Annotated in this window: 21 protein-coding genes, 4 tRNA genes and 1 pseudogene; 2 read left to right on the top strand and 24 right to left on the bottom strand. The window is 37.1% G+C overall.

The features are described from left to right. Positions 1–31: 31 nt before the first annotated feature. From CN288_RS22325 to CN288_RS22305, 5 genes are all read right to left on the bottom strand, one after another. A tRNA-Val gene (locus tag CN288_RS22325) sits at positions 32–107 on the bottom strand. A 5-nt stretch (positions 108–112) separates the two neighbouring features. Beyond that, positions 113–187 (bottom strand) — tRNA-Glu (locus CN288_RS22320). Between the two features lie 7 nt (positions 188–194). Beyond that, positions 195–285: transfer RNA gene (locus CN288_RS22315), tRNA-Ser, on the bottom strand. Between the two features lie 3 nt (positions 286–288). After that, positions 289–363: transfer RNA gene (locus tag CN288_RS22310), tRNA-Asn, on the bottom strand. 83 nt (positions 364–446) lie between these two features. Next, positions 447–932, bottom strand: a complete 486-nt coding sequence (locus tag CN288_RS22305; protein ID WP_026592776.1) for a SprT family protein — start codon at positions 930–932, stop codon at positions 447–449. Between the two features lie 255 nt (positions 933–1,187). Between CN288_RS22305 and cmpA the strand changes: the two genes are divergently transcribed. Further along, positions 1,188–1,304, top strand: coding sequence for a cortex morphogenetic protein CmpA (gene cmpA, locus CN288_RS22300; protein ID WP_090694145.1), 117 nt, complete (start codon positions 1,188–1,190; stop codon positions 1,302–1,304). 102 nt (positions 1,305–1,406) lie between these two features. Here cmpA and CN288_RS22295 read toward each other — a convergent pair whose 3' ends face one another. From CN288_RS22295 to acpS, 6 genes and pseudogenes are all read right to left on the bottom strand, one after another. Continuing rightward, positions 1,407–3,575 (bottom strand): Tex family protein, encoded by a 2,169-nt coding sequence (locus CN288_RS22295; protein ID WP_026592775.1) that lies wholly within the window; start codon positions 3,573–3,575, stop codon positions 1,407–1,409. 65 nt (positions 3,576–3,640) lie between these two features. Further along, positions 3,641–3,991, bottom strand: coding sequence for a type II toxin-antitoxin system endoribonuclease NdoA (gene ndoA, locus CN288_RS22290; RefSeq protein WP_000635965.1), 351 nt, complete (start codon positions 3,989–3,991; stop codon positions 3,641–3,643). Positions 3,992–3,995: 4 nt separating this feature from the next. Beyond that, entirely contained in the window at positions 3,996–4,283 is a 288-nt protein-coding gene (locus CN288_RS22285) for an antitoxin EndoAI (RefSeq protein ID WP_000004571.1), read from the bottom strand. Positions 4,284–4,596: 313 nt separating this feature from the next. Further along, positions 4,597–5,217: pseudogene (gene alr, locus CN288_RS22280) on the bottom strand (alanine racemase); the annotation flags it as partial. A gap of 121 nt (positions 5,218–5,338) precedes the next feature. Beyond that, positions 5,339–6,286 carry a LolA family protein gene (locus CN288_RS22275; protein WP_141527996.1) on the bottom strand — a complete coding sequence of 316 codons (948 nt, stop codon included), beginning with the start codon at positions 6,284–6,286 and terminating at the stop codon, positions 5,339–5,341. A gap of 156 nt (positions 6,287–6,442) precedes the next feature. Continuing rightward, positions 6,443–6,802 carry a holo-ACP synthase gene (gene acpS, locus CN288_RS22270; RefSeq protein ID WP_026592771.1) on the bottom strand — a complete coding sequence of 120 codons (360 nt, stop codon included), beginning with the start codon at positions 6,800–6,802 and terminating at the stop codon, positions 6,443–6,445. A gap of 92 nt (positions 6,803–6,894) precedes the next feature. Here acpS and CN288_RS22265 point away from each other — a divergent pair, with 92 nt between their 5' ends. After that, on the top strand, positions 6,895–7,455 hold the full coding sequence (locus tag CN288_RS22265; protein ID WP_081811071.1) for a rhomboid family intramembrane serine protease: 561 nt from the start codon (positions 6,895–6,897) through the stop codon (positions 7,453–7,455). Positions 7,456–7,458: 3 nt separating this feature from the next. Here the strand turns inward: CN288_RS22265 and uvsE are convergent, their stop codons facing one another. From uvsE to CN288_RS22200, 13 genes are all read right to left on the bottom strand, one after another. Then, positions 7,459–8,421, bottom strand: a complete 963-nt coding sequence (gene uvsE / locus CN288_RS22260) for a UV DNA damage repair endonuclease UvsE (protein ID WP_026592770.1) — start codon at positions 8,419–8,421, stop codon at positions 7,459–7,461. Positions 8,422–8,513: 92 nt separating this feature from the next. Next, complete coding sequence (locus CN288_RS22255; RefSeq protein ID WP_090694137.1) at positions 8,514–10,085, bottom strand: DEAD/DEAH box helicase; 1,572 nt, start codon at positions 10,083–10,085, stop codon at positions 8,514–8,516. 305 nt (positions 10,086–10,390) lie between these two features. Next, positions 10,391–11,767 (bottom strand): UDP-N-acetylmuramoyl-tripeptide--D-alanyl-D-alanine ligase, encoded by a 1,377-nt coding sequence (locus CN288_RS22250; RefSeq protein WP_098303115.1) that lies wholly within the window; start codon positions 11,765–11,767, stop codon positions 10,391–10,393. Between the two features lie 62 nt (positions 11,768–11,829). After that, the gene (locus tag CN288_RS22245) at positions 11,830–12,918 is read right to left on the bottom strand and encodes a D-alanine--D-alanine ligase (protein ID WP_026592767.1); all 1,089 of its coding nucleotides are present in this window, start codon (positions 12,916–12,918) and stop codon (positions 11,830–11,832) included. Between the two features lie 309 nt (positions 12,919–13,227). Further along, a complete protein-coding gene (locus CN288_RS22240; protein WP_026592766.1) occupies positions 13,228–14,502 on the bottom strand; it encodes an MDR family MFS transporter in 1,275 nt (424 codons plus the stop codon). A 109-nt stretch (positions 14,503–14,611) separates the two neighbouring features. Next, complete coding sequence (locus CN288_RS22235) at positions 14,612–16,027, bottom strand: amino acid permease (RefSeq protein ID WP_026592765.1); 1,416 nt, start codon at positions 16,025–16,027, stop codon at positions 14,612–14,614. 330 nt (positions 16,028–16,357) lie between these two features. Next, on the bottom strand, positions 16,358–17,530 hold the full coding sequence (locus tag CN288_RS22230; protein WP_026592764.1) for a homogentisate 1,2-dioxygenase: 1,173 nt from the start codon (positions 17,528–17,530) through the stop codon (positions 16,358–16,360). Then, the gene (locus CN288_RS22225) at positions 17,496–18,452 is read right to left on the bottom strand and encodes a fumarylacetoacetate hydrolase family protein (protein WP_026592763.1); all 957 of its coding nucleotides are present in this window, start codon (positions 18,450–18,452) and stop codon (positions 17,496–17,498) included. Before CN288_RS22225 ends, CN288_RS22230 begins: the two co-directional genes overlap by 35 nt. Before the next feature lie 79 nt (positions 18,453–18,531). Further along, a complete protein-coding gene (gene hppD / locus CN288_RS22220) occupies positions 18,532–19,650 on the bottom strand; it encodes a 4-hydroxyphenylpyruvate dioxygenase (RefSeq protein ID WP_026592762.1) in 1,119 nt (372 codons plus the stop codon). Between the two features lie 364 nt (positions 19,651–20,014). Further along, positions 20,015–20,128 carry a DUF3948 family protein gene (locus CN288_RS22215; protein WP_035415253.1) on the bottom strand — a complete coding sequence of 38 codons (114 nt, stop codon included), beginning with the start codon at positions 20,126–20,128 and terminating at the stop codon, positions 20,015–20,017. Positions 20,129–20,166: 38 nt separating this feature from the next. Next, positions 20,167–20,277 (bottom strand): DUF3948 family protein, encoded by a 111-nt coding sequence (locus CN288_RS22210; protein ID WP_026592760.1) that lies wholly within the window; start codon positions 20,275–20,277, stop codon positions 20,167–20,169. Between the two features lie 76 nt (positions 20,278–20,353). Continuing rightward, entirely contained in the window at positions 20,354–20,464 is a 111-nt protein-coding gene (locus CN288_RS22205; protein WP_026592759.1) for a DUF3948 family protein, read from the bottom strand. A gap of 77 nt (positions 20,465–20,541) precedes the next feature. Then, a complete protein-coding gene (locus tag CN288_RS22200) occupies positions 20,542–20,652 on the bottom strand; it encodes a DUF3948 family protein (protein WP_026592758.1) in 111 nt (36 codons plus the stop codon). Between the last annotated feature and the right edge of the window lie 151 nt (positions 20,653–20,803).

Raw genomic sequence — 20,803 nt, 5'->3', positions numbered from 1 at the left:
TGCTCCACCCCGCGACGATACTATTTATATATGGTGGAGGATGACGGGATCGAACCGCCGACCCCCTGCTTGTAAGGCAGGTGCTCTCCCAGCTGAGCTAATCCTCCAAAAGTGGTGACCCGTACGGGATTCGAACCCGTGTTACCGCCGTGAAAGGGCGGTGTCTTAACCACTTGACCAACGGGCCAATAAAATGGCAGAGAAGAAGGGATTCGAACCCTCGCACCGCGTTAGCGATCTACTCCCTTAGCAGGGGAGCCCCTTGAGCCACTTGGGTACTTCTCTGTATGGCTCCGCAGGTAGGACTCGAACCTACGACCGATCGGTTAACAGCCGATAGCTCTACCACTGAGCTACTGCGGAATAAGAAAGACAATTTACATCTTATAAAAATTCATATTGTAAGTCAAGTCATTTATACAACATCTTGTACAAACGTGACATGTTTATAATATACTGGATTGATTTTTAACTGTCAAGGTGTTTTTTATCTCTTTTAATTTCCCCTTACACTTTCCGCAAACATATCTTTTTGTATTGATTTGACGCCTTCTTAAATATTGAAGCGTACATTCCATGCATTCATACACATGTGTTTTAGGCTCTGTTCTCTCACCTGTTATTCTCTTACAAAATCTAGGGGCTCCAACCTCTTTTAATAACTGACGAAAATCTCGATCTCGATGTTGATACCCTCTCCCCATAATGTGCAAATGATAATGGCACAACTCATGCTTAATAATGCCAATTAATTCTTCTTTTCCATACACTTCGTAATGACGATAGTTTAATTCTATATTATGACTTCTGAGCAAATACCTTCCACCAGTTGTACGTAGTCGTTTATTGAACATTGCTTTATGTAAAAAAGCCCTCCCGAAATATTGCAACGATATTTCTTCTACAAGTCTTTGAATTTCTTTTCCATTCATTTTCATCCCCCTAAAAACTAAAAATAAACTTACACTTTTCTTCTTTCTTATACATATATTAAGTAGTACATATACCCATCCTCATTCAAAAAGCGCAACTTCTATGAACTAGCCTCTTCCACATCTATTCATGGAACTTCGCTAACCAAACTCTTATAAGCAGTTCCTAAGATTGAGCTTTTCACTTACTTTGAATCTTATCTTAGTGTGTAGGGAGCTGCTTGTTAGAGCCGGATTAAACAAGGAGGGATTCTTATGCCTACATGGCTCCGAAAACAAATGCAACGCGCATATTTCGAAAAAAACCGGTATCAAATTAAGTTGTTAAATGAGTGCTGGTTTTATTATAGCAGAACGCATCAAAATTCCTGATAAAGTGAATGTTTAATCAGTGGGGGCTGAAGAACCCCCACTATTTAAATTTTTACTAACATCCGTTCATGAAAAAAAGCAATGTTATACCTACTTCCATCATTATTCAATAGGTAACATCGATAAGGCAACACGCCCTTTCTTCATATCAACATCATCTACCCATACTTTTACAATCTGCCCGACAGACACCACATCTAACGGATGCTTCACAAACTGTTTGCTCAGTTTAGAAATATGTACTAAACCATCTTGTTTCACACCAATATCAACAAATGCACCGAAGTCAACAACATTTCGCACCGTTCCTTCTAACTCCATACCGCGCTTTAAATCTTCTAATTTGAGAATTCCCTTTTTCAAAAGTGGCTTTGGCAATTCATCACGCATATCTCGTTCTGGACTAATTAAAGCATCTATAATATCGATTAATGTCGGCTCACCAATATTCGTCGCTTGAGATAATTTAGAAAGCTCCACTCCTTCTAAACACTTTTGCAAATGCTGTTGTCCTACATCATCAATCGATAATCCTAAACTTTTTAATAATAATTCAACATTTTTATACTGCTCTGGATGAATACTTGTTCTATCAAGTGGATTTTCACCTTCTAATATACGTAAAAACCCAATACATTGTTCATACGTTTTAGCACCTAATCGTGGTATTTTCTTTAATTCTGTACGCTTAGTAAATTTCCCGTCTTCTTCACGTTTGTTTACAATATTTTTCGCAACTGTTTTTGATAATCCAGAAACGTATTGTAATAGTGCTACAGAGGCCGTATTCACGTTCACTCCTACTTGGTTAACAGCTGTTTCCACAACAAATGTTAATGATTCATTTAATCTCTTTTGTGATACATCATGTTGATATTGTCCTACCCCAACTGATTTCGGATCAATTTTCACAAGTTCTGCAAGCGGATCTTGTAGACGTCTTCCAATCGAAACGGCACTTCTTTCTTCAACTTGCAAATCCGGAAATTCTTCACGAGCTAAATCAGAAGCTGAATATACACTAGCACCCGCTTCGTTGACAATAATATAAAATACATCTTGTGGCACTAATTGTAAGACATCCACTATAAACTCTTCTGTTTCCCTAGAGGCTGTACCATTTCCAATCGCAATCATCTGAACTTGATATTTATCTATAATAGAAATAACTTTTTCTTTTGCATCTTCATACTTCCGAACAGGTGGATGCGGATAAATAACACCAATATACAGAACTTTCCCTGTATCATCTACCACTGATAACTTACAACCTGTTCGATACGCAGGATCTACCGCTAATACCACTTTCCCTTTCATTGGTGGCTGTAATAATAAATTACGTAAATTCTCAGAGAAAATATGAATTGCTTGTTCTTCTGCTGTTTCAGTTAATTCTTTTCGAATTTCCCTTTCAATTGATGGCTGTATTAACCTCTTATATCCATCTTCAATCGCTAATTGTACATATTCTGCACTTTTAGAAGAAACATCCCGAATCACCTTTTTATGTAAAAAACGAACAATCTCTTCAACCGGTGAGACAATAGAAACTTTTAGAACCTCTTCTTTCTCACCACGATTCATGGCTAATACACGATGAGGTACAACCCTTTGCAACGGCTCTTCATAGCCGTAATACATCTCATATATATTTTTTTCATCTTTTTCTTCATCTTTTACAGAAGACGCAATCATTCCTTTTCTAAAGGTAACATTACGAATCCAACTACGATACGCCGCATCATCTGATACAAGTTCTGCAATAATATCCTGCGCACCTTGCAATGCTTCTTGGACAGATTGCACTTCTTTCTCAGCATTAACAAACTCTTTCGCCTTAGCTTTTGGGTCTTCTTTCGTAAACAGAAGTAACCATTCAGCTAAAGGCTCAAGCCCCTTATCCTTAGCAATCGTCGCTTTCGTTCTTCTTTTTTCTTTATACGGGCGGTACAAGTCTTCCACTTCTTGTAGTTTTGTTGCAGATATAATATGCTGATGCAACTCTTCAGTTAATTTTCCCTTTTCATGAATGAGACGAAGAACCTCCTCTTTTCGATCTTCAAGTTGCATCATATATTGCCATCTTTCTAAGATGGCACGAATTTGCACTTCATCTAAAGAGCCTGTCCATTCCTTTCGGTAACGAGCAATAAATGGAACTGTGTTACCTTCTTCTGTTAATTGAATCACATGACGAACCTGCTTTTCTGTAAAGCCTAATTCTTTCACTAACATTTTCATTAACCCTTGCCGATTATCTACCATTTCCATATACAACCGAAACCTCCTCTAATAAAAAAAGTTGCCCCTAAAAAAGAGCAACTTAAACTGCCGATTTAAAAATCTATTAGTCCTAAACTAATTTGTAAAGCTTCATCTACACGACTCATCATCACCTCATCTAAATGAGTGATTTTGTCCGTTAAGCGTTGCTTATCGATTGTTCGAATCTGCTCGAGCAAGATAACAGAATCCCTCTCAAACCCGTACTTTTTCGCATCAATTTCCACATGCGTGGGCAATTTTGCTTTCTGAATCTGTGCAGTAATAGCCGCTACAATCACAGTCGGACTAAAACGATTCCCGATGTCATTTTGAATGACAAGAACCGGACGAACGCCTCCTTGCTCAGAACCAACAACTGGGGAAAGGTCTGCAAAATACACGTCGCCGCGTTTTACAATCAAAATATTACCCCCCGCTAACTAAGCGTTCTACTGTATGAGCTGCTTCATACTCTGCTAAGAAAGCTTCAGATGCAATACCAAGATTAATTTTTCCCATTTCAATGTACCCACGTCGCATTGATTCATGTTGGTAGCGTTTCTTCGTCTTATGTTGACGCAATAACAGTTGTGTTGCCTGGCAAATTAGTTCATGGCGATTCTTATTCTCTTGTTTTCCAATTCCGTCCAATTCCGTTACCACTTGCTTCGGCAACCGAACCACGATTTCAGTAGTTACACTTGATTCGGACACAAAAATACACCTCCACCGTCAACTACACACCCAAATATATATGACACCTATTGTAATAATACCATTGTATGGAGCCTGTTGCAAAGACTTCCTTATTCCCTGTTTATGTTTTCCAATTCCCCAACAAAACATTCACTTTCATTTACTTTTTATCTCTTTCTTAACAGAAAACAATGCGAACCTTCCATTAATGGAGGCCTGCAACATTCACCGATAGTCAACCCCCCACGGATTATTTTTATAGGTCATAACCATTATTAAGATGTTTATTTATATATCATTTAAATAGTTTATTACTTTTACCACTTCTCCATGCCGTATGAATAAATGTTGGGTTCATCCCAAATGCTTTCAACCAACTCAGTTGCTCTAAAAAAGTGTTATACTGCTTATCAAAGTAAGATATCTCCACTTCATCCGCTGTTGCAAAATGCGTATATACCCCTTCCAATTCTAAAAACAGGGCATCTTCTAAGCTGTTCAAGAATTCCTTTAGCTCTTTACATTCACGAATCCCAATCCTACCCATACCACTATCGAAATTAATATGAAACTTCATAGGGAACGGGCTATCCCAAATTTCTATCGCCTCTTCAACCCATTCCTTTTGAAAAACAGTTAGCGCTACATCATTCTCAGCAGCAACATTCACATCACATGGCGGTGAAGGACCTATTACTAAAATTGATGCAGTAATCCCAGCTCACCTAAGCACTAGTGCCTCATCTAAAAAAGCAACTGCTAATCTTGTTGCACCTGCTTCTAGCGCTGTTCTTGCTACTGGAACATGGTCATGTCCATATGCGTTTGCTTTCACTACAGCAAAAATCTCTACATCTTCTGGTACAATTTCTTTGATGTTTGTTACATTGTTATAGATTGCATCCAAATTCACTTCTACCCACGTATCACGGTAAAACGCTGATTCTTCCATAAAAAGCACTTCCTTGTATACGATATGCGAAGCTCATTCTTTTATATTCATCTTTTTATGAAATCCATTCCCAAAGACAAAAAAAAAACGTGGCGCATATATATCACCACGTCTAAAAAGTTTATTTCACCTGCTTTTCTGCAACAGAACGAGCTACCATTAACAGCTCATCTGTTTTCAAACCTTTAGACACGAGCATATATTCCACTCCATTATGAGACCATGTTAGTGAGTCTTTTGTTAGCGCTCCAATTGTAAAGCCTAGATCAACTAACTCTCCACTTACACTTATTGACGCTGAAGCTTCAGCAACCTTCGCCTTTTCTTGTATCAATGTAAAGGATTTCTTGTTTCCAGTGTATGTGAGTATCGCACGCTTGCCACTTGCCGTCTTTAACTCTTTCTCTTCGTTTAAAACCATCCCCTGCGGAGTATCACTTGGATATAGAACAGCAAATGGTTTATCTTCTTTCGCAGTCGTTTGCACATCTACTTGTGCCCGAGACATATTTTGTTTCGTATCAAATGCACCCTTATCAAACTTTGTATCAAACTTCACTTTTGAGAATTCTACTTTCACAAAAACATTTTGATCATTATCCATCAATTTTACCGAAACAGGAGCTAAATCACTTTTATTAAATTTAATTTCTTGCTTTGGTAGCATATTTTGATGGTGATAATTCGTTTTTGTCTGAAACACATAATATTTATCCGTTTTCTTAAATGAAAGATTTTTATCAGTTAAAATATCTCTTACAAGTGATTCATATAAATAAGCCTGACTGCTATTTTGCGGCCAGTCGCTTTGGAACCGAAAACTTTTATTAAGGGATGGTGTTAATACAAATACACCTTCATTATTTCTTAAAATGATTTGACTCTGATCCTTCTTCGCATTCTTCAAATTCACACGATAATAAGAAGGTTCCTTATGCCACACTTCCACATTATACTCTTGTGGTTCATTCCCCGTTTTAATAGATAATTTTGCTTCAGCTTGATAGCTCTTCATATTCTTAACCTTCGCTTCTAAATCTCGCAAAACATCTTCCTGCTTCTTTTCCATACAACCTGCTAACACGAAAACGGTCAATAAACCGACAATAACTAAAAATAGCCGCCTTTTCATCATTTCATCCCCCTTGCCCCTATAAATGAATGGAAGATACTTCTTCCTTATCGCTAACTCAAATATATGAGACAAAGATATAAAATATGCAGACTAGCGTGACGAGCTTTCTAAAACAACCTGAGCCACTGCAAATTCTCTACTATGGCTAATTGATAAATGAACGATATGCTCCGTATTCGCCGTGAGAACTGGTTTACCTCTTTCATCATTTTTTATTTCAATATCTAAAAAACTCACCTCTTTCCCAATACCAGTTCCAATCGCTTTAGAGTATGCTTCTTTCGCTGCAAACCTTCCCGCTACAAATTCTACAAGACGATTTCCTTTTAATTCAGAAGCAACATTACGTTCTTCCTCAGTTAAAATACGTTCCATAAATTTAAGCTTTCCATCTAGCATTTTTTCAATTCGATTTAGTTCGATAATATCAATTCCAATCCCTATAATCATTTCAACAGTCCCCTTCTTCTATTTATCTTCCTTCATTCATATTGTAAGAATAACAGAGAATCTTTCTGATGCAAAAGGAGTGAAAATATAAAATGCCCATGACACGTATTCGGACTACCTTACAACCTGTCGTTCTCGCTTTACTTTGCTTGCAACTCATCATGATGATACTAGGAAATTTTTTCTTCTCTACTTTAGCTGCTTACAATGAATATATTTCTAAGGGAGAATGGTGGCGATTTATAACCTCACTATTTATACATGTAGATTTTCAACACTTTCTTTCCAATAGCATTTGTTTACTTCTTCTCGGTCAATCTATCGAAGAACAGCTAGGTAGCGTTCGCTTCCCTATTTTATTTCTCACAGCTGGCATTAGTGGCAATATTTTTTCTTATATGATTATGCCTATTGGGTATATTCATGCCGGCGCATCAGGTGGAATTTTTGGATTACTTGGTGCACAGCTTTTCCTTTTATATAGCCGCTCTCAATCTTACCAGCCAAAAGAGTTAGTTTTCTTTTCTGCAATTATCTTTTTATTACTTCTTTTCACCTTCTTTAATCCTTCCGCTAACCCTATTAGCCATTTAACTGGATTACTAATCGGTGGCATTTGCACCCCATTTTTAACAAAAAAATCGATGGTGTAGAGCTTATTTAATAAAAAAGCTCCCACCATCGATTATTTCCACCTCTGGTTTTGTACCAAGATCTCGTACTAGTTGAAATACCGACTCATCCTTCTTTTTGGCTTCAATCATACAATCAATTCGCGAAACGCTACCTTTGATCTTCTGTAAAAATGATAAAAATGTGTCTACATTAATAAAATCTGCGTGTGCTCTAGGGTCATTTCCTTCTCTCGGGCTGGAAATATGCATTTTGATTGGCAATAAAGATGTTTTCCAAGTATCCACTACACGTTCCCAATTTTCATACCAATCTTCTTCATCGTTATTCATCATATGATGATGCAAATCAAACACAACCGGAACTGCCAATTTTTCACCTAAATATAATGTTTCTTTTAATGAAAAGGTCGTATCATCATTTTCTAACATAATCATTTCTTGAATACTCACAGGAACGTTTGACCAATTTTCAATAAAACGTTCTAACGCAAGCTCTTTATCATCATATCCACCACCAACATGTAACACACAGCGATGCCCTCGCTTTATCCCCATTCCTTTTAGCAACTTTCGATGCATTTGAAGCGTCTTTATTGACTGTTTAAAAATGTTTTCTTGCGGAGAATTCAATACAACAAAATGATCCGGATGAAAATCGAGCCTCATCTTCATCTGATGTGCAAATTCACCTAATGCTTTTAAATTCTCCTTTAAGGGACGAATATAGTTCCAATCCAGCAATTCTTCATGATTTGCTAAAGGAATTAATTTTGAGCTAAGCCGAAAAAAAGATATATCATGCCCCTTATTATGTTTTAATAGCCGCAAACAATTTTCTAAATTAGAATTAGCAATTCTCTCAAGTTTATGAATCGCCGCTTCTCGATCCTTCATACGCTGAAACTGCGCATATGTCATTGTTTGAGACGGAGATGCATTTTTCAAGTGTACACTCATTGCCACATAGCCAAGTCTTACAAGCATAAAACACCTCTTTTCTATACAACTTACTATGTAGTATGTACAATTACATAAATAAAAAAAGAGAATGTCCTTTTGGGACATCCTCTTTTTTATTAAGCTTGTGGTTTACGGCTATGATGTTTTCTTTCGCCGCGTCCATTTGAAGATCCTGGGCGACCTTGACCTTCACCTTTACGACCACCACGGTTGCGGTTACCATCACGGTTACCGTCACGATTACGACCATCACGGTTACGATCACGATTACGACCATCTCCGCCGCGTCCATCACGACTACGGTTACGGTTACCATCACGGTATCCACTTCCGTTACCACCGCGTTTTTTAGAACCGCCACCTCTTGAAACAACTGGTGGTTCTGATGTTAAAGCGATTGGAGTTGTATCTGGCTCTTTTGTCATCATTTTTAAAGCAGCAGCTACTACTGTTACAGAGTCATTCTCTTCTAACATTTCTTCTGCAATACGCTTGTAGTATGATAAGTTATCACTTTCAATTGTGCTTTGAAGTTTTTCTGCAATTAAACGTTGTTGACCTTCTAATGCTTCGTCAAGTGTCGGTGCATTCATGCGGTCCATTTTACGTTTTGTTGTACGCTCAATATTTTTTAATTGTCCTGATTCACGTGGTGTTACAAATAACATTGCAATACCTTTTTTACCAGCACGACCAGTACGACCAATACGGTGAACATATGATTCTGGATCTTGTGGAATATCGAAGTTATATACGTGTGTTACACCTGAAATATCAAGACCACGCGCCGCAACGTCTGTTGCAACAAGCACTTCAATAGAACCTTCTTTAAATTTACGTAATACAGACATACGTTTCGCTTGTGTTAAATCACCATGAATACCTTCTGCTGCATAACCACGTAAGTTTAATGCTTCCGATAATTCATCAACACGACGCTTTGTGCGACCAAATACGATTGCAAGCTCTGGAGATTGAATATCTAATAAGCGTGTTAATACGTCAAACTTTTTCTTTTCTTGCACTTCTAAATAGAACTGCTGAATGTTTGGCATTGTTACTTCTTTTGCTTTTACTTTAATGTGTTGAGGTTCAGTCATGAAACGCTCAGCAATGCGACGGATTGGGTCTGGCATTGTTGCTGAGAATAATAATGTTTGGTGTGTTTCTGGCACATCTGTTAAAATTGCTTCAATATCTTCAATGAAGCCCATGTTTAACATTTCATCTGCTTCGTCAAGAACAACAGTTTCTACGTTTTGTAGACGAAGTGTTTTACGGTTAATGTGATCTAAAATACGTCCCGGCGTACCAACAATAATGTGTGGGTGTTTTTTTAGAGCACGAATTTGGCGGTTAATATCTTGGCCACCATAGATTGGTAAAATACGAACGCGTTTATGCTTACCAATTTTGTAAAGCTCTTCTCCAACCTGAATTGCTAATTCACGCGTTGGCGCGATAACAATACCTTGAACTGATTCTTTATGTGTATCCACTTTGTCTAATAGTGGCAATCCAAATGCTGCTGTTTTCCCTGTACCTGTTTGCGCTTGCCCAATAATATCTTTACCTTGCAATGCATGTGGAATTGTTTCAGCTTGGATCGGCGTAGCCTCTTCAAAGCCCATACTTTCAACAGATTGCAGTAAAGACTCACTTAATCCTAATTCTCGAAATGTTGTCAATGTTACTTCTCCTTTTCTATCCTATACTTATCATTTAAAAAAAGGCATTTTCCGAACTTGCGGAAAAGCCCTTTTCCTGAATTCTCACGTATATAAACGGGCGTATATTCTTCACGAAAATACTTCTAAACGTTATTACACTTTATCAATTATAAGTTTTGTATGTGCAAAAAGCAAACCCAACTGTTACCTTATTTCATATAAAGAGCTTTTTTCTTTACTTTTATTTTTCATTTTTTTACTGTAAGCGCTTATTAGCAGTTTCCACTATTTTTGTATCTGTCATCCCTATTTACACACACCAATTATTTCAACATCGTAATAACTTCTTCTAACTTCATTCCACGAGATGCTTTCACTAATACAACGTCTTTCACATCAATGATTGCTTTTAAATCTTTCACAAGTTCTTCTTTATTGTCATATGCTTTTACACGTTCATTAGGGAAATTAATTTTTGCCCCTTCAGCAATTTGAGTACCTAGTCTACCGTACGTAAATACATAGGAAATTCGAGCTGGATCAATTAGCTTACCTACTTCGTAATGAAATTGCACTTCTTGTTTTCCAAGTTCTAACATATCACCAAGAACAACAACTTTTTTAGAAAATCCATCTAAACCATTCATTAAATGAAATGCAGCTTCCATAGCTGTTGGACTTGCATTATATGCATCATTAATAATTGTTAACCCATTTTCTGCTTTCACAATTTCCATACGCATGCCTGTCATTTGAAGTGTTACTAAACCCTGTTTCATTTCTTCCCATGTTACACCGAAGTATTTTGCAATCGCCATTGATGCGAGCGTATTATATACATTATGTTTCCCAAGAACCGGAAGATAAAATACAATATTCTCATCCTGATTCATTTTAAAATACGTACCCGTTGCTTGCAATGTTACTGAAGTGGGATAATAATCATTTGCTCTCGCATCACCAAATGTAACAGTTTCTGCTGATAGATTCATCTGTGGAACACGATTTGTTAATAGAGGTTCATCCCCATTGTATACAAATACTCCACCTTCTTGTAAACCAGTCACGATTTCAAGCTTCGCCTCAGCAATCGCATCACGAGAACCTAAATCCATCAAATGTGCTTCCCCAATATTGGTAATAATCGCAGCATTAGGGCGAGCTAACTTAGATAAAAATTCAATTTCACCTCGGCTAGACATCCCCATCTCCAATACAGCCATTTCTGTATTTTCTTCTAAGCTTAAAATAGTAAGCGGCAAACCAATATGGTTATTAAAGTTTCCCTCTGTTTTTTGAACCTTAAATTTAGTTGCAAGGAGGCTTGTTACAATATCTTTCGTAGACGTTTTACCATTACTTCCTGTTACACCTATAACTTTCACATCTAGCTGATCACGATAACTTTTCGCTAATGTTTGCAACGCGGATAGAGTATCCTCTACAAAAATCACCGGTATATTAGTAGGTGGATTTTGTACATCCTTTTTCCAAAGTGTAGCTACAGCACCATTTTCAATTGCTTTCTCTACAAAAGAATGTCCATCGAAACGCTCGCCCTGAATCGGAACATATAAATTACTCTTTTCAATTTTGCGTGTATCAATTGATACGCCCTGTACAATAATTTCGGCATATTCCTCTACTAACCCTGTACCATTCGTCATTTGTTCAATTTGTTTTAACGTTCGTTTTATCATAAAAAAACACTCCTTACATAGAAGAAACACTATTCTCTTGAATAGTGCTTCCCCCTTTTTTGTTAGATTGTATATTTAATTTTTTTCTTTTCTTCATGACGCTCAATCGCCAAACGAATTAATTCTTCAATCAACTCTGGATAAGGTAAGTTAGTATGTTGCCATAATAATGGGAACATACTAAATGGCGTAAATCCCGGCATTGTATTTACTTCATTAATATATACTTCCCCATCTTTCGTTAAGAAGAAATCCGCTCGTGTTAATCCAGCACCATCTAATGATTGGAACGCAAGAATTGCATCTCGTTGAATCGTAGCTGACTCTTCTTCTGTAATTTCAGCTGGAATAATTAGCGCTGTATCACCATCAATGTATTTTGATTTATAATCATAAAATTCTTTCTTAGGTACAATTTCACCTACAACAGAACATTTCGGCTCATCATTTCCTAAAACGCCAACTTCCACTTCACGACCAACAATATTTTCTTCTACAATAATCTTGCGGTCAAATTGGAACGCTTCTTCAAATGCTTTCTCTAATTCTTCACGATCTTTACATTTATTAATCCCAACACTTGATCCAAGGTTTGCTGGTTTTACAAAACATGGGTACCCTAGTTTTTCTTCTACTTTATCATAAGCTACTTGACGGTTTTTCTCCCATATACTACGAATGAAAGATACGTACTTCGCTTGTTTTAATCCAGCTTCCGCAAAGATATTTTTCATAACAACTTTATCCATACCAGCAGCTGATGCTAATACACCATTACCAACGTATGGAATGTTCATTAATTCTAACAGCCCTTGTACCGTTCCATCTTCACCATTTGGTCCGTGTAACAATGGGAAAATAACATCAATTGCCTCTTCTTGCTTAGAAGAAGAAACAGGGATGATTTCTGAACTTAATGATACTGGAGAAATTGCATTCTCCTCTCCGTTCATTTGTAATGCCTGCACACTCGTTACTTCACCTTCAATGCGCTCACCACGCATCCATTGGCCTTGCTCTGTAATATAAATTGGATGAATCTCGAATTTTTCTTGATTTAATGCTTTAATCGCAGCAAGAGCTGTTTGTAATGAAACTTGATGCTCTGCTGATTTTCCACCATATAATAAACCTAATTTAATTTTAGTCAATGAAATCACCCTAACCAATTGTTTTCATTTTTCTATTTTAGCACTTTTTATAAAAATAGGCAGTCCTATTTAAAATAAAGTGAAACTTTTCTCAGCATTGACCTTACTTCCCTTAAATAACAGGATAAAATGCCAATCCCTTGAATGACAGAACTCACCAATCGGAATTTTACGGGCAACCCGCTACAAATAGCGGGATAAACAGTTATTCTAATTCCATATCTTTCCTTGCAACAAAGTTATGACCTATTCTAGTTATGCACCTATATATATGAAGAAATACCGCTTTATGTGTATGTCACCTATTAATTATGAGGATTGTTTCACCACATCTTCCTTTTGTCTTTGTTCCACAAGGCGATCTAAAGAAATATATACAAGACCTGCTATTACACATCCCACTCCTAAAACCGTGAACAACAAGTGCCCTAGCAATCGATCTAGTAATAATCCGCCAAGAAGCGGGCCGAATGCATTCCCTGTAATCCACTGTAAGCTCGCCGCCCCCATATATGTTCCACGTAAATGCTCTGGTGCTAAATTTGCAACAAATGTCATTTGTACAGGCGACATAATCATTTCACCTAGCGTATATACTGCATAAACAACAAGTAATGTTATTAAAATAACCGTAGCATTTGCTCCAGATTCACCAAACCACTTAGGTAACCAACCAATGAAAAGCAATCCAATTCCAAATAAACAAGCTCCATATAACATCGTCTTTCCAACCGGTTTATCTGTTGCCCATTTTGAAATTTGAAATTGGAATAAAACAACTAGAAGTCCATTTAAAGCCATTAAATATGGATATGGGTTGTTTTTACCAAATATCTCTTTCATTTCATTATCAAAATGAAGAGGGAGCATACCTTCTGTTTGTGAAAAACCCATGGAAACAATAATACCCGCCAATAAATAAATTATGAGTACCTTATCCCTCAGAACAATTTTCCAAACCGATTCTGATTCCTTTTTCGTATCCCCTCGCTCTTTCAATGCAGCTTTTGGCATGGTTTCTTGAATAAGCATTAACACAAGAAGTGCATAAAATAGCATTGTAGATGAAGCAATAATAAACACTAAATTTTTGGAAAGCACAACTACCGAAGCCCCCATAATCGGCCCGATTGCTGCCCCAATATTATGTCCCATTCGTAATAAACCGTACGCCTCTGTTCTCTTGTCAGGTGCTGTCACGTCCGCTACCATCGCCGATGCTGCTGGATGGAATAGCGAGTTACTTAATCCTAAAAAAATAGACAGAATAGCATAAGGAATAAACCCTTCTATAAATAAAAAACCAAGCATTAACAATGCATTACTCGCCATCGAAAATATCATAATGGGTTTTCTACCATATATATCAGCAATTCTCCCCCCTATTAGAGAACCAAAACTTGCTGCAATGGGAGAAAGTGCCATAATGACCCCTACTTCTAATAAAGAATCTACTTTATCTTTTAAATATAATGCAAAAAACGGCATTAACATCATCATTGCAATTCCATTCAACGTTTCCCCTATAAAACGAATCCACACGTTACGATCCATCGCTTGTAACTCACGCCACGTCTTTTTCATTTACAACACCCCTTTAATCAGCCACTCCTTATCTTATATCAATATTAGAAAACTGTAAATTTTCAAAATAAAAAGATCCGTTCTATTCTATTTAGAACGGATCCCTCTCCTATAAATTTGCTACATCTTCCTTATCTTCTTTATTATTTAAAACACTATGCTTCCGACTATATAAGAAGTAAACCGCTACACCAATCACCATCCAAATACCGAAGCTCATCCATGCGGTTCCTGATAGTTGAAGCATTAAATATAAACAAAAGATAACTGTTAACGCAGGTAAAACTGGCACAAGCGGCGCTTTAAAAGCACGTGGTAAATCTGGGTGTGTTTTTCTCATTACAATAACAGCAACAGCTACAAGTGCAAATGCGGATAATGTCCCCATATTTACAAGATGGGCTAGTACATTTAAATCAATAAGACCTGAAATAAGCGCTGCTATAATACCTGTTGTCCATGTATTTAAAAATGGTGTTTTAAATTTCGGATGAACTTTCGCAAGACGCTTCGGCAGTAATCCATCACGACTCATTGCATATGAAACACGTACCTGCCCATACATCATAACTAACATTACAGTTGTAATTCCTGTAATTGCTCCTACCGAGATAACACCTGCTAAACCATCTTGTCCAATAAACTGAAGTGCAAAAGCTACCGGATCAGAAATATTCAGCTCACCATAAGGTACAATCCCTGTCAAAATAAGTGAAACAACGATATAAAGAATGGTACAAATGAGTAAGGATGCTATAATACCAATTGGTAAATCACGTTGCGGACGTTTTACCTCCTCCGCTGCTGTCGATACAGCATCAAATCCAATGAATGCAAAGAATACTGTTGCAGCCCCAGCCATTACGCCATCGAGACCAAACGGCATAAACGGTGTCCAGTTTTCCGGCTTTACATAAGTAAAACCAGCAAAGATAAAGAGTAATACAACTGCTATCTTAATAAAAACCATAATATTGTTTACGCGAGCACTTTCACGTACACCTCTAGATAAAAGAACAGTCATAATTAAAATGATAATGACAGCTGGTAAATCAATAAGGCCACCCTTTCCCGTTCCAGGAGCAGAAGATAGAATGGTCGGAATGTGAATTCCAAAGCCTTTTAATAAAGATTGGAAATAAGCAGACCATCCATTAGCTACCGCAGATGTTGCTAATAAATATTCCAACATTAAATCCCATCCAATTAAAAATGCAAATATCTCTCCCATCGTCGCGTATGTATACGTGTAAACACTTCCCGAAACGGGAACAGAAGATGCAAATTCTGCATAACAGAATGCAGCAAAAGCACAAGCTAATGCAGCTATAGCGAATGACAAGATGATAGCTGGTCCAGAATGTTTCGCTGCCACAACACCAGTAAGAACAAAAATCCCCGTTCCAACAATAGCCCCAATCCCAAGCATTGTTAAATCTAGCGCTCCCAATGTTCTTGCTAATGTTTTCTGTTTACTTTCCTGCAGTAATTTTGCAATTGGCTTTTTCTGAAAAATTTGCTTCATAGCATGCACCTCTAAGTTTCAATTTTCTGAAAATTTAATTATTTTTATTTTACTTACAACACACTTCTTAGTCAATACCTTTGTCGGAATAAACAGAAAATTATATAATCAACAAGCAATAAACAATATGTAAATACTGTATATAACTATATCTCTATATCTTTTTATGATTATTTTTGATATTCTATAAATTGTCGATTCCAACTAAAGAAAGAGGCAAACTCATTTTATGAGTATGCCTCTTCTTATCTAGCCATTTGCGGGCAGTATTGCTACCCGTGAGAGCTAATAATCAACTGGGAATAGACTCCCACTGATTAGAGTTTCACTTTATTTCGTATTATATGAACCCTCTTCAATCCAGCTATACATATACTTCTCATCTTCCGTCGCATGTGCTTGTTTCACAATACGGAGCGGACGGAATGTATCGATCATAACCGCTAATTCAATTGTTTCTTTTTTCCCTAAGCTTGCTTCTGTTTTTCCAGGATGCGGTCCGTGTGGAATACCACTCGGGTGGAGTGTAATTGAGCCTTCTTCTACGCCTTTTCTGCTCATAAAGTTCCCTTCTACATAATAAAGAACTTCATCACTATTTACGTTACTATGATAATACGGTGCCGGGATTGCCTCTGGATGGTAATCATATAAACGCGGCACAAAAGAACAAATAACAAAGTTATGCCCTTCAAAAGTTTGATGGACTGGCGGTGGCTGATGAACACGGCCAGTAATCGGTTCAAAATCTTCTACATTAAAGACCCAAGGATATAAATATCCATCCCAACCGACAACATCTAACGGATGATGCTGCATAACATGCTTATGCATATAACCTCTCGACTTTGTCATCACGACAAACTCGCCTTTTTCATCGTATGTCTCTAACTTCTCTGGCCCCCTGATATCTCTTTCACAGAAAGGACTATGTTCTAACAATTGACCATACTCATTACGATAACGACGCGGTGTTGTAATTTGGCTATTTGCTTCTACAACAAGAAACTTAGACTCTCCCTCATCTGGAATAACTCGGTAAATTGTTCCGATTGGGATTGTTACATAATCACCTTTCCGGTAATGAATCGTTCCGAACATCGTCTCAATTTTCCCAGTTCCATAATGAACAAATAACATTTCATCTCCATCACCATTACGATAGAAATAATCCATTTTTTCTGTTGGGTTAACAACACCAATTAACAAATCTTCATTTCCTAATATAAAATTCCTTCCGTTTATCACATCTCCAGTTTTCTTGTTTTCTTTCGTACGAAAGTGACGATGGGCGAGCGCTACGTCTTCTTCATACTGCAACTGACAAGAATATGCTAATGCAGCATGCCCTACTTCTGTTGGCATATAATGATGATACAAAATAGATTGTGTACCAGAGAAACCTTTCGTTCCCATCACCTGTTCACGATAAAGTGATCCATCTTCTTTACGAAATTGTACGTGTCGCTTATGAGGAAGCTCCCCCATGTGACGATAATACATGCCCATCACCTGCTTTCATTTCTTTTTTCACTGTATTACGCATTGTGCCTAGCCCAGTGATCGTAAGTTCTACAACGTCACCATCTTGTAACCACTTTTCTGTACCAAGTTCTAAAATACATCCAGTTCCAACCGTGCCAGAACCGATTACATCTCCTGGGTATAAGGTAACATCCTCTGAAGCACGTTCTATCATTTCTGCAAACGTATAGTAAATGTCTCGGAAATTCCCTTTAGACAAAAGTTCTCCGTTCACATGAGCAGTCATTTCTAAGTTATAACGTTCACCAGTGCGATAAACATCTAATTCCTCTTTTGTAACAAGATAAGCTCCTAATGAAGTAGCGAAGTCCTTTCCTTTTGCTGGACCGAGTCCTACTTTCATCTCCTCGGCTTGCAAATCTCTTGCACTCCAGTCATTCATAATACAATAACCGAAAATATATTCTTCTGCTTGTTCACGTGAAATATTTCTTCCTTCTTTCCCAATCACACAAGCAATTTCTAATTCGTAATCAAGCTTTTGGGATTGTTTCGGGCAAGAAACAGAAGCTTCCGGCCCAATAACGGCACGGTGATTTGTAAAATAAAAAACAGGAATATCATACCACTCTGGAACGACATCTAAACCACGACGCCCACGAGCCGTTTTGACATGTTGTTCAAACGCATAAAAGTCACGAATACTACCTGGATTTGGAATGGCTGCACAAAGCTCCACATCTTCCAGTGAGTACACACCACTTGTTGGTTCTCGAATACCACGCACTATTTCTGCATACTCATCCGCTTTCTCTAAAAAAGCGAGCATAGATGAAGGAAGAGTGCCATTACTTGCTATATTCATATCAATTACTTTGTCACCTTCAAGCCAACCAGCACGCATTCCCTCTGAAGGAAGACGAAATGTAATAAATTTCATCACTTTCCCTCCTTACTGTTCATATAAAGTACAACTTGAATCAGTGGGAGACATAGCTCCCACTGATCAGTAAAAAATTTTATAGATTTCCACGTCGCTCTTGTTCTCTTTCAATGGATTCAAATAATGCTTTAAAGTTTCCTTCGCCAAATCCACGAGAACCTTTACGCTGAATAATTTCGACAAATAATGTTGGGCGATCTACAATTGGCTTTGTGAAAATTTGTAGTAAGTAGCCTTCATCATCACGATCTACAAGAATCTTAAGCTCTTTTAACTTGTCAATTTCTTCATCGATTTTCCCAACACGCGCCGTTAACTCTTCGTAATACGTATCTGGTGTATCCAAAAACTCCACTCCGTTTGAACGAAGCGCTTCAACTGTTTTCACAATATCATTTGTTAATAACGCAAGATGCTGTACACCCGCACCATTATAAAACTCTAAGTACTCCTGAATTTGTGATTTTCGCTTTCCATCTGCCGGTTCATTAATTGGAAACTTAATACGACTTCCATTTGTCATAACTTTTGACATTAATGCGGAATACTCTGTGCTAATATCATCGTCATCAAAATGAATCATTTGTTTAAAGCCCATAACGTTTTCGTAATAGCTAACCCACTCTTCCATTTTTTCAACGTTGCCGACAACGTGGTCTACAGCGATTAATCCTGTTTCTTCACTCGGAATATTAAATTCAACTTCTTCATAACCAGGCATAAATTTACCTTTATAATTTTTACGCTCCACAAGGGTATGGATTGTATCACCATACGTACCGATAACCGCCTTTTTTAATGTCCCATGTTCATCCGTTAATTCTTCCGGTGGAGCAATCGCAACAGCACCTCGTTTTACAGCCTCTGAATAGGCCTTTTCAACATCATCAACGAGTAAAGCTACATCTTTTACTCCATCACCATGGATCTTTACAAATTCCGCAATACGGCTATCACTATTTAAAGTCCCAGACACAACAAAACGCATGTTTTTTTGCACAAGAACATAAGAAACCTTTTCACGGTTTCCTGTTTCTAATCCAGAATAAGCAACAATTTTAAATCCGAACGCTCTCGCAAGGTAATAGCTTGATTGCTTTGCATTTCCCACATAAAATTCTAAATGATCAACATCACGTACCGGAAAGAAATCTTCCATTTGTGCAGCTAACGTATCCATAGATTTTTGTTTCATAAATTCCTCATCCCCCTGTAAATAAATTGAATGTTACATACTGAGAACTAATCGAAAGCGCTTCCAAATACCACTTAAAAAATAGTTAGCAAGCTAACAAATTTCTAACTTTTAAAATTTTCTATCTTTTCTGTTAAATACCTCTTTTTTCTTCCATATAAAATTCGACTTTTTTCTCTTTAAGATAACAGGGAATCCATGCATATAAGGATATAATTTACTGATGTGGATCTAGAACAAATAAAAAACGATTAGAATACAAAAAAGACCCTAACATATTAACTACCTATAATATGTTAGAGTCTTTATTTTTTTTGAATAATGGTACGAATAATATATGGGAATTCCCTCTTATCTATACCTATCATACTAATACATTTGCAAGGAATACAATAAGCGCTGTTAATACTGCTGCTCCACCTGCTGCCCCTAATAAATCCATCTTTGTTACTTGTAATACCTGTTCCATACTCCTCATTCTCCTTTCAGCTTTTTGTAACTCTTTATACTATTCTATTATACTAATGCACTTGAAAGAAATACGATCAATGCTGTTAATACTGCTGCTCCACTCGCTGATCCTAATAAATCCATTTTTGTTAGTTTTAATACTTCTTTATTTTCCATTTCTCTTATTCTCCCTTCAATTCACAACTATTTTTCCTGTTGTAATACTTATTCCACTCTCTGTACAAAACCTCTATTATACTAATGCATTAGCAAGAAATACGATCAATGCTGTTAATACTGCTGCTCCACTCGCTGATCCTAATAAATCCATTTTTGTTACGTGTAATACTTCTTTGTTTTCCATGCTTTTCATTCTCCCTTCCGTTCACAACTTTTTTATTTGATACAATAATCCGTTCTACTGCTTGTACAAAGTTTCTATTATACTAAAACGTTAGAAAGAAGTACGATCAATGCTGTTAATACTGCTGCTCCACCTGCTGATCCTAATAAATCCATTTTTGTTACTTGTAATACTTGTTCGTTTTTCATGGTTACTCTCTCCTTATCAATCGGTATTTATATGTAATTTCTAAGAAATGATTAATTCATAGTTTTTATCTTAACGTTACATTAAATTAATTCGTGTAACGTTTGTAACATTAATGTAACATAACTTTTTTCATACTGCAATATAAATACA

Source organism: Bacillus sp. AFS023182 (assembly GCF_002560575.1).
Classification (GTDB): domain Bacteria; phylum Bacillota; class Bacilli; order Bacillales; family Bacillaceae_G; genus Bacillus_A; species Bacillus_A arachidis.
Note: the sequence above shows the minus strand (reverse complement) of the source record. Positions and strands in the feature narration are given on the sequence as shown.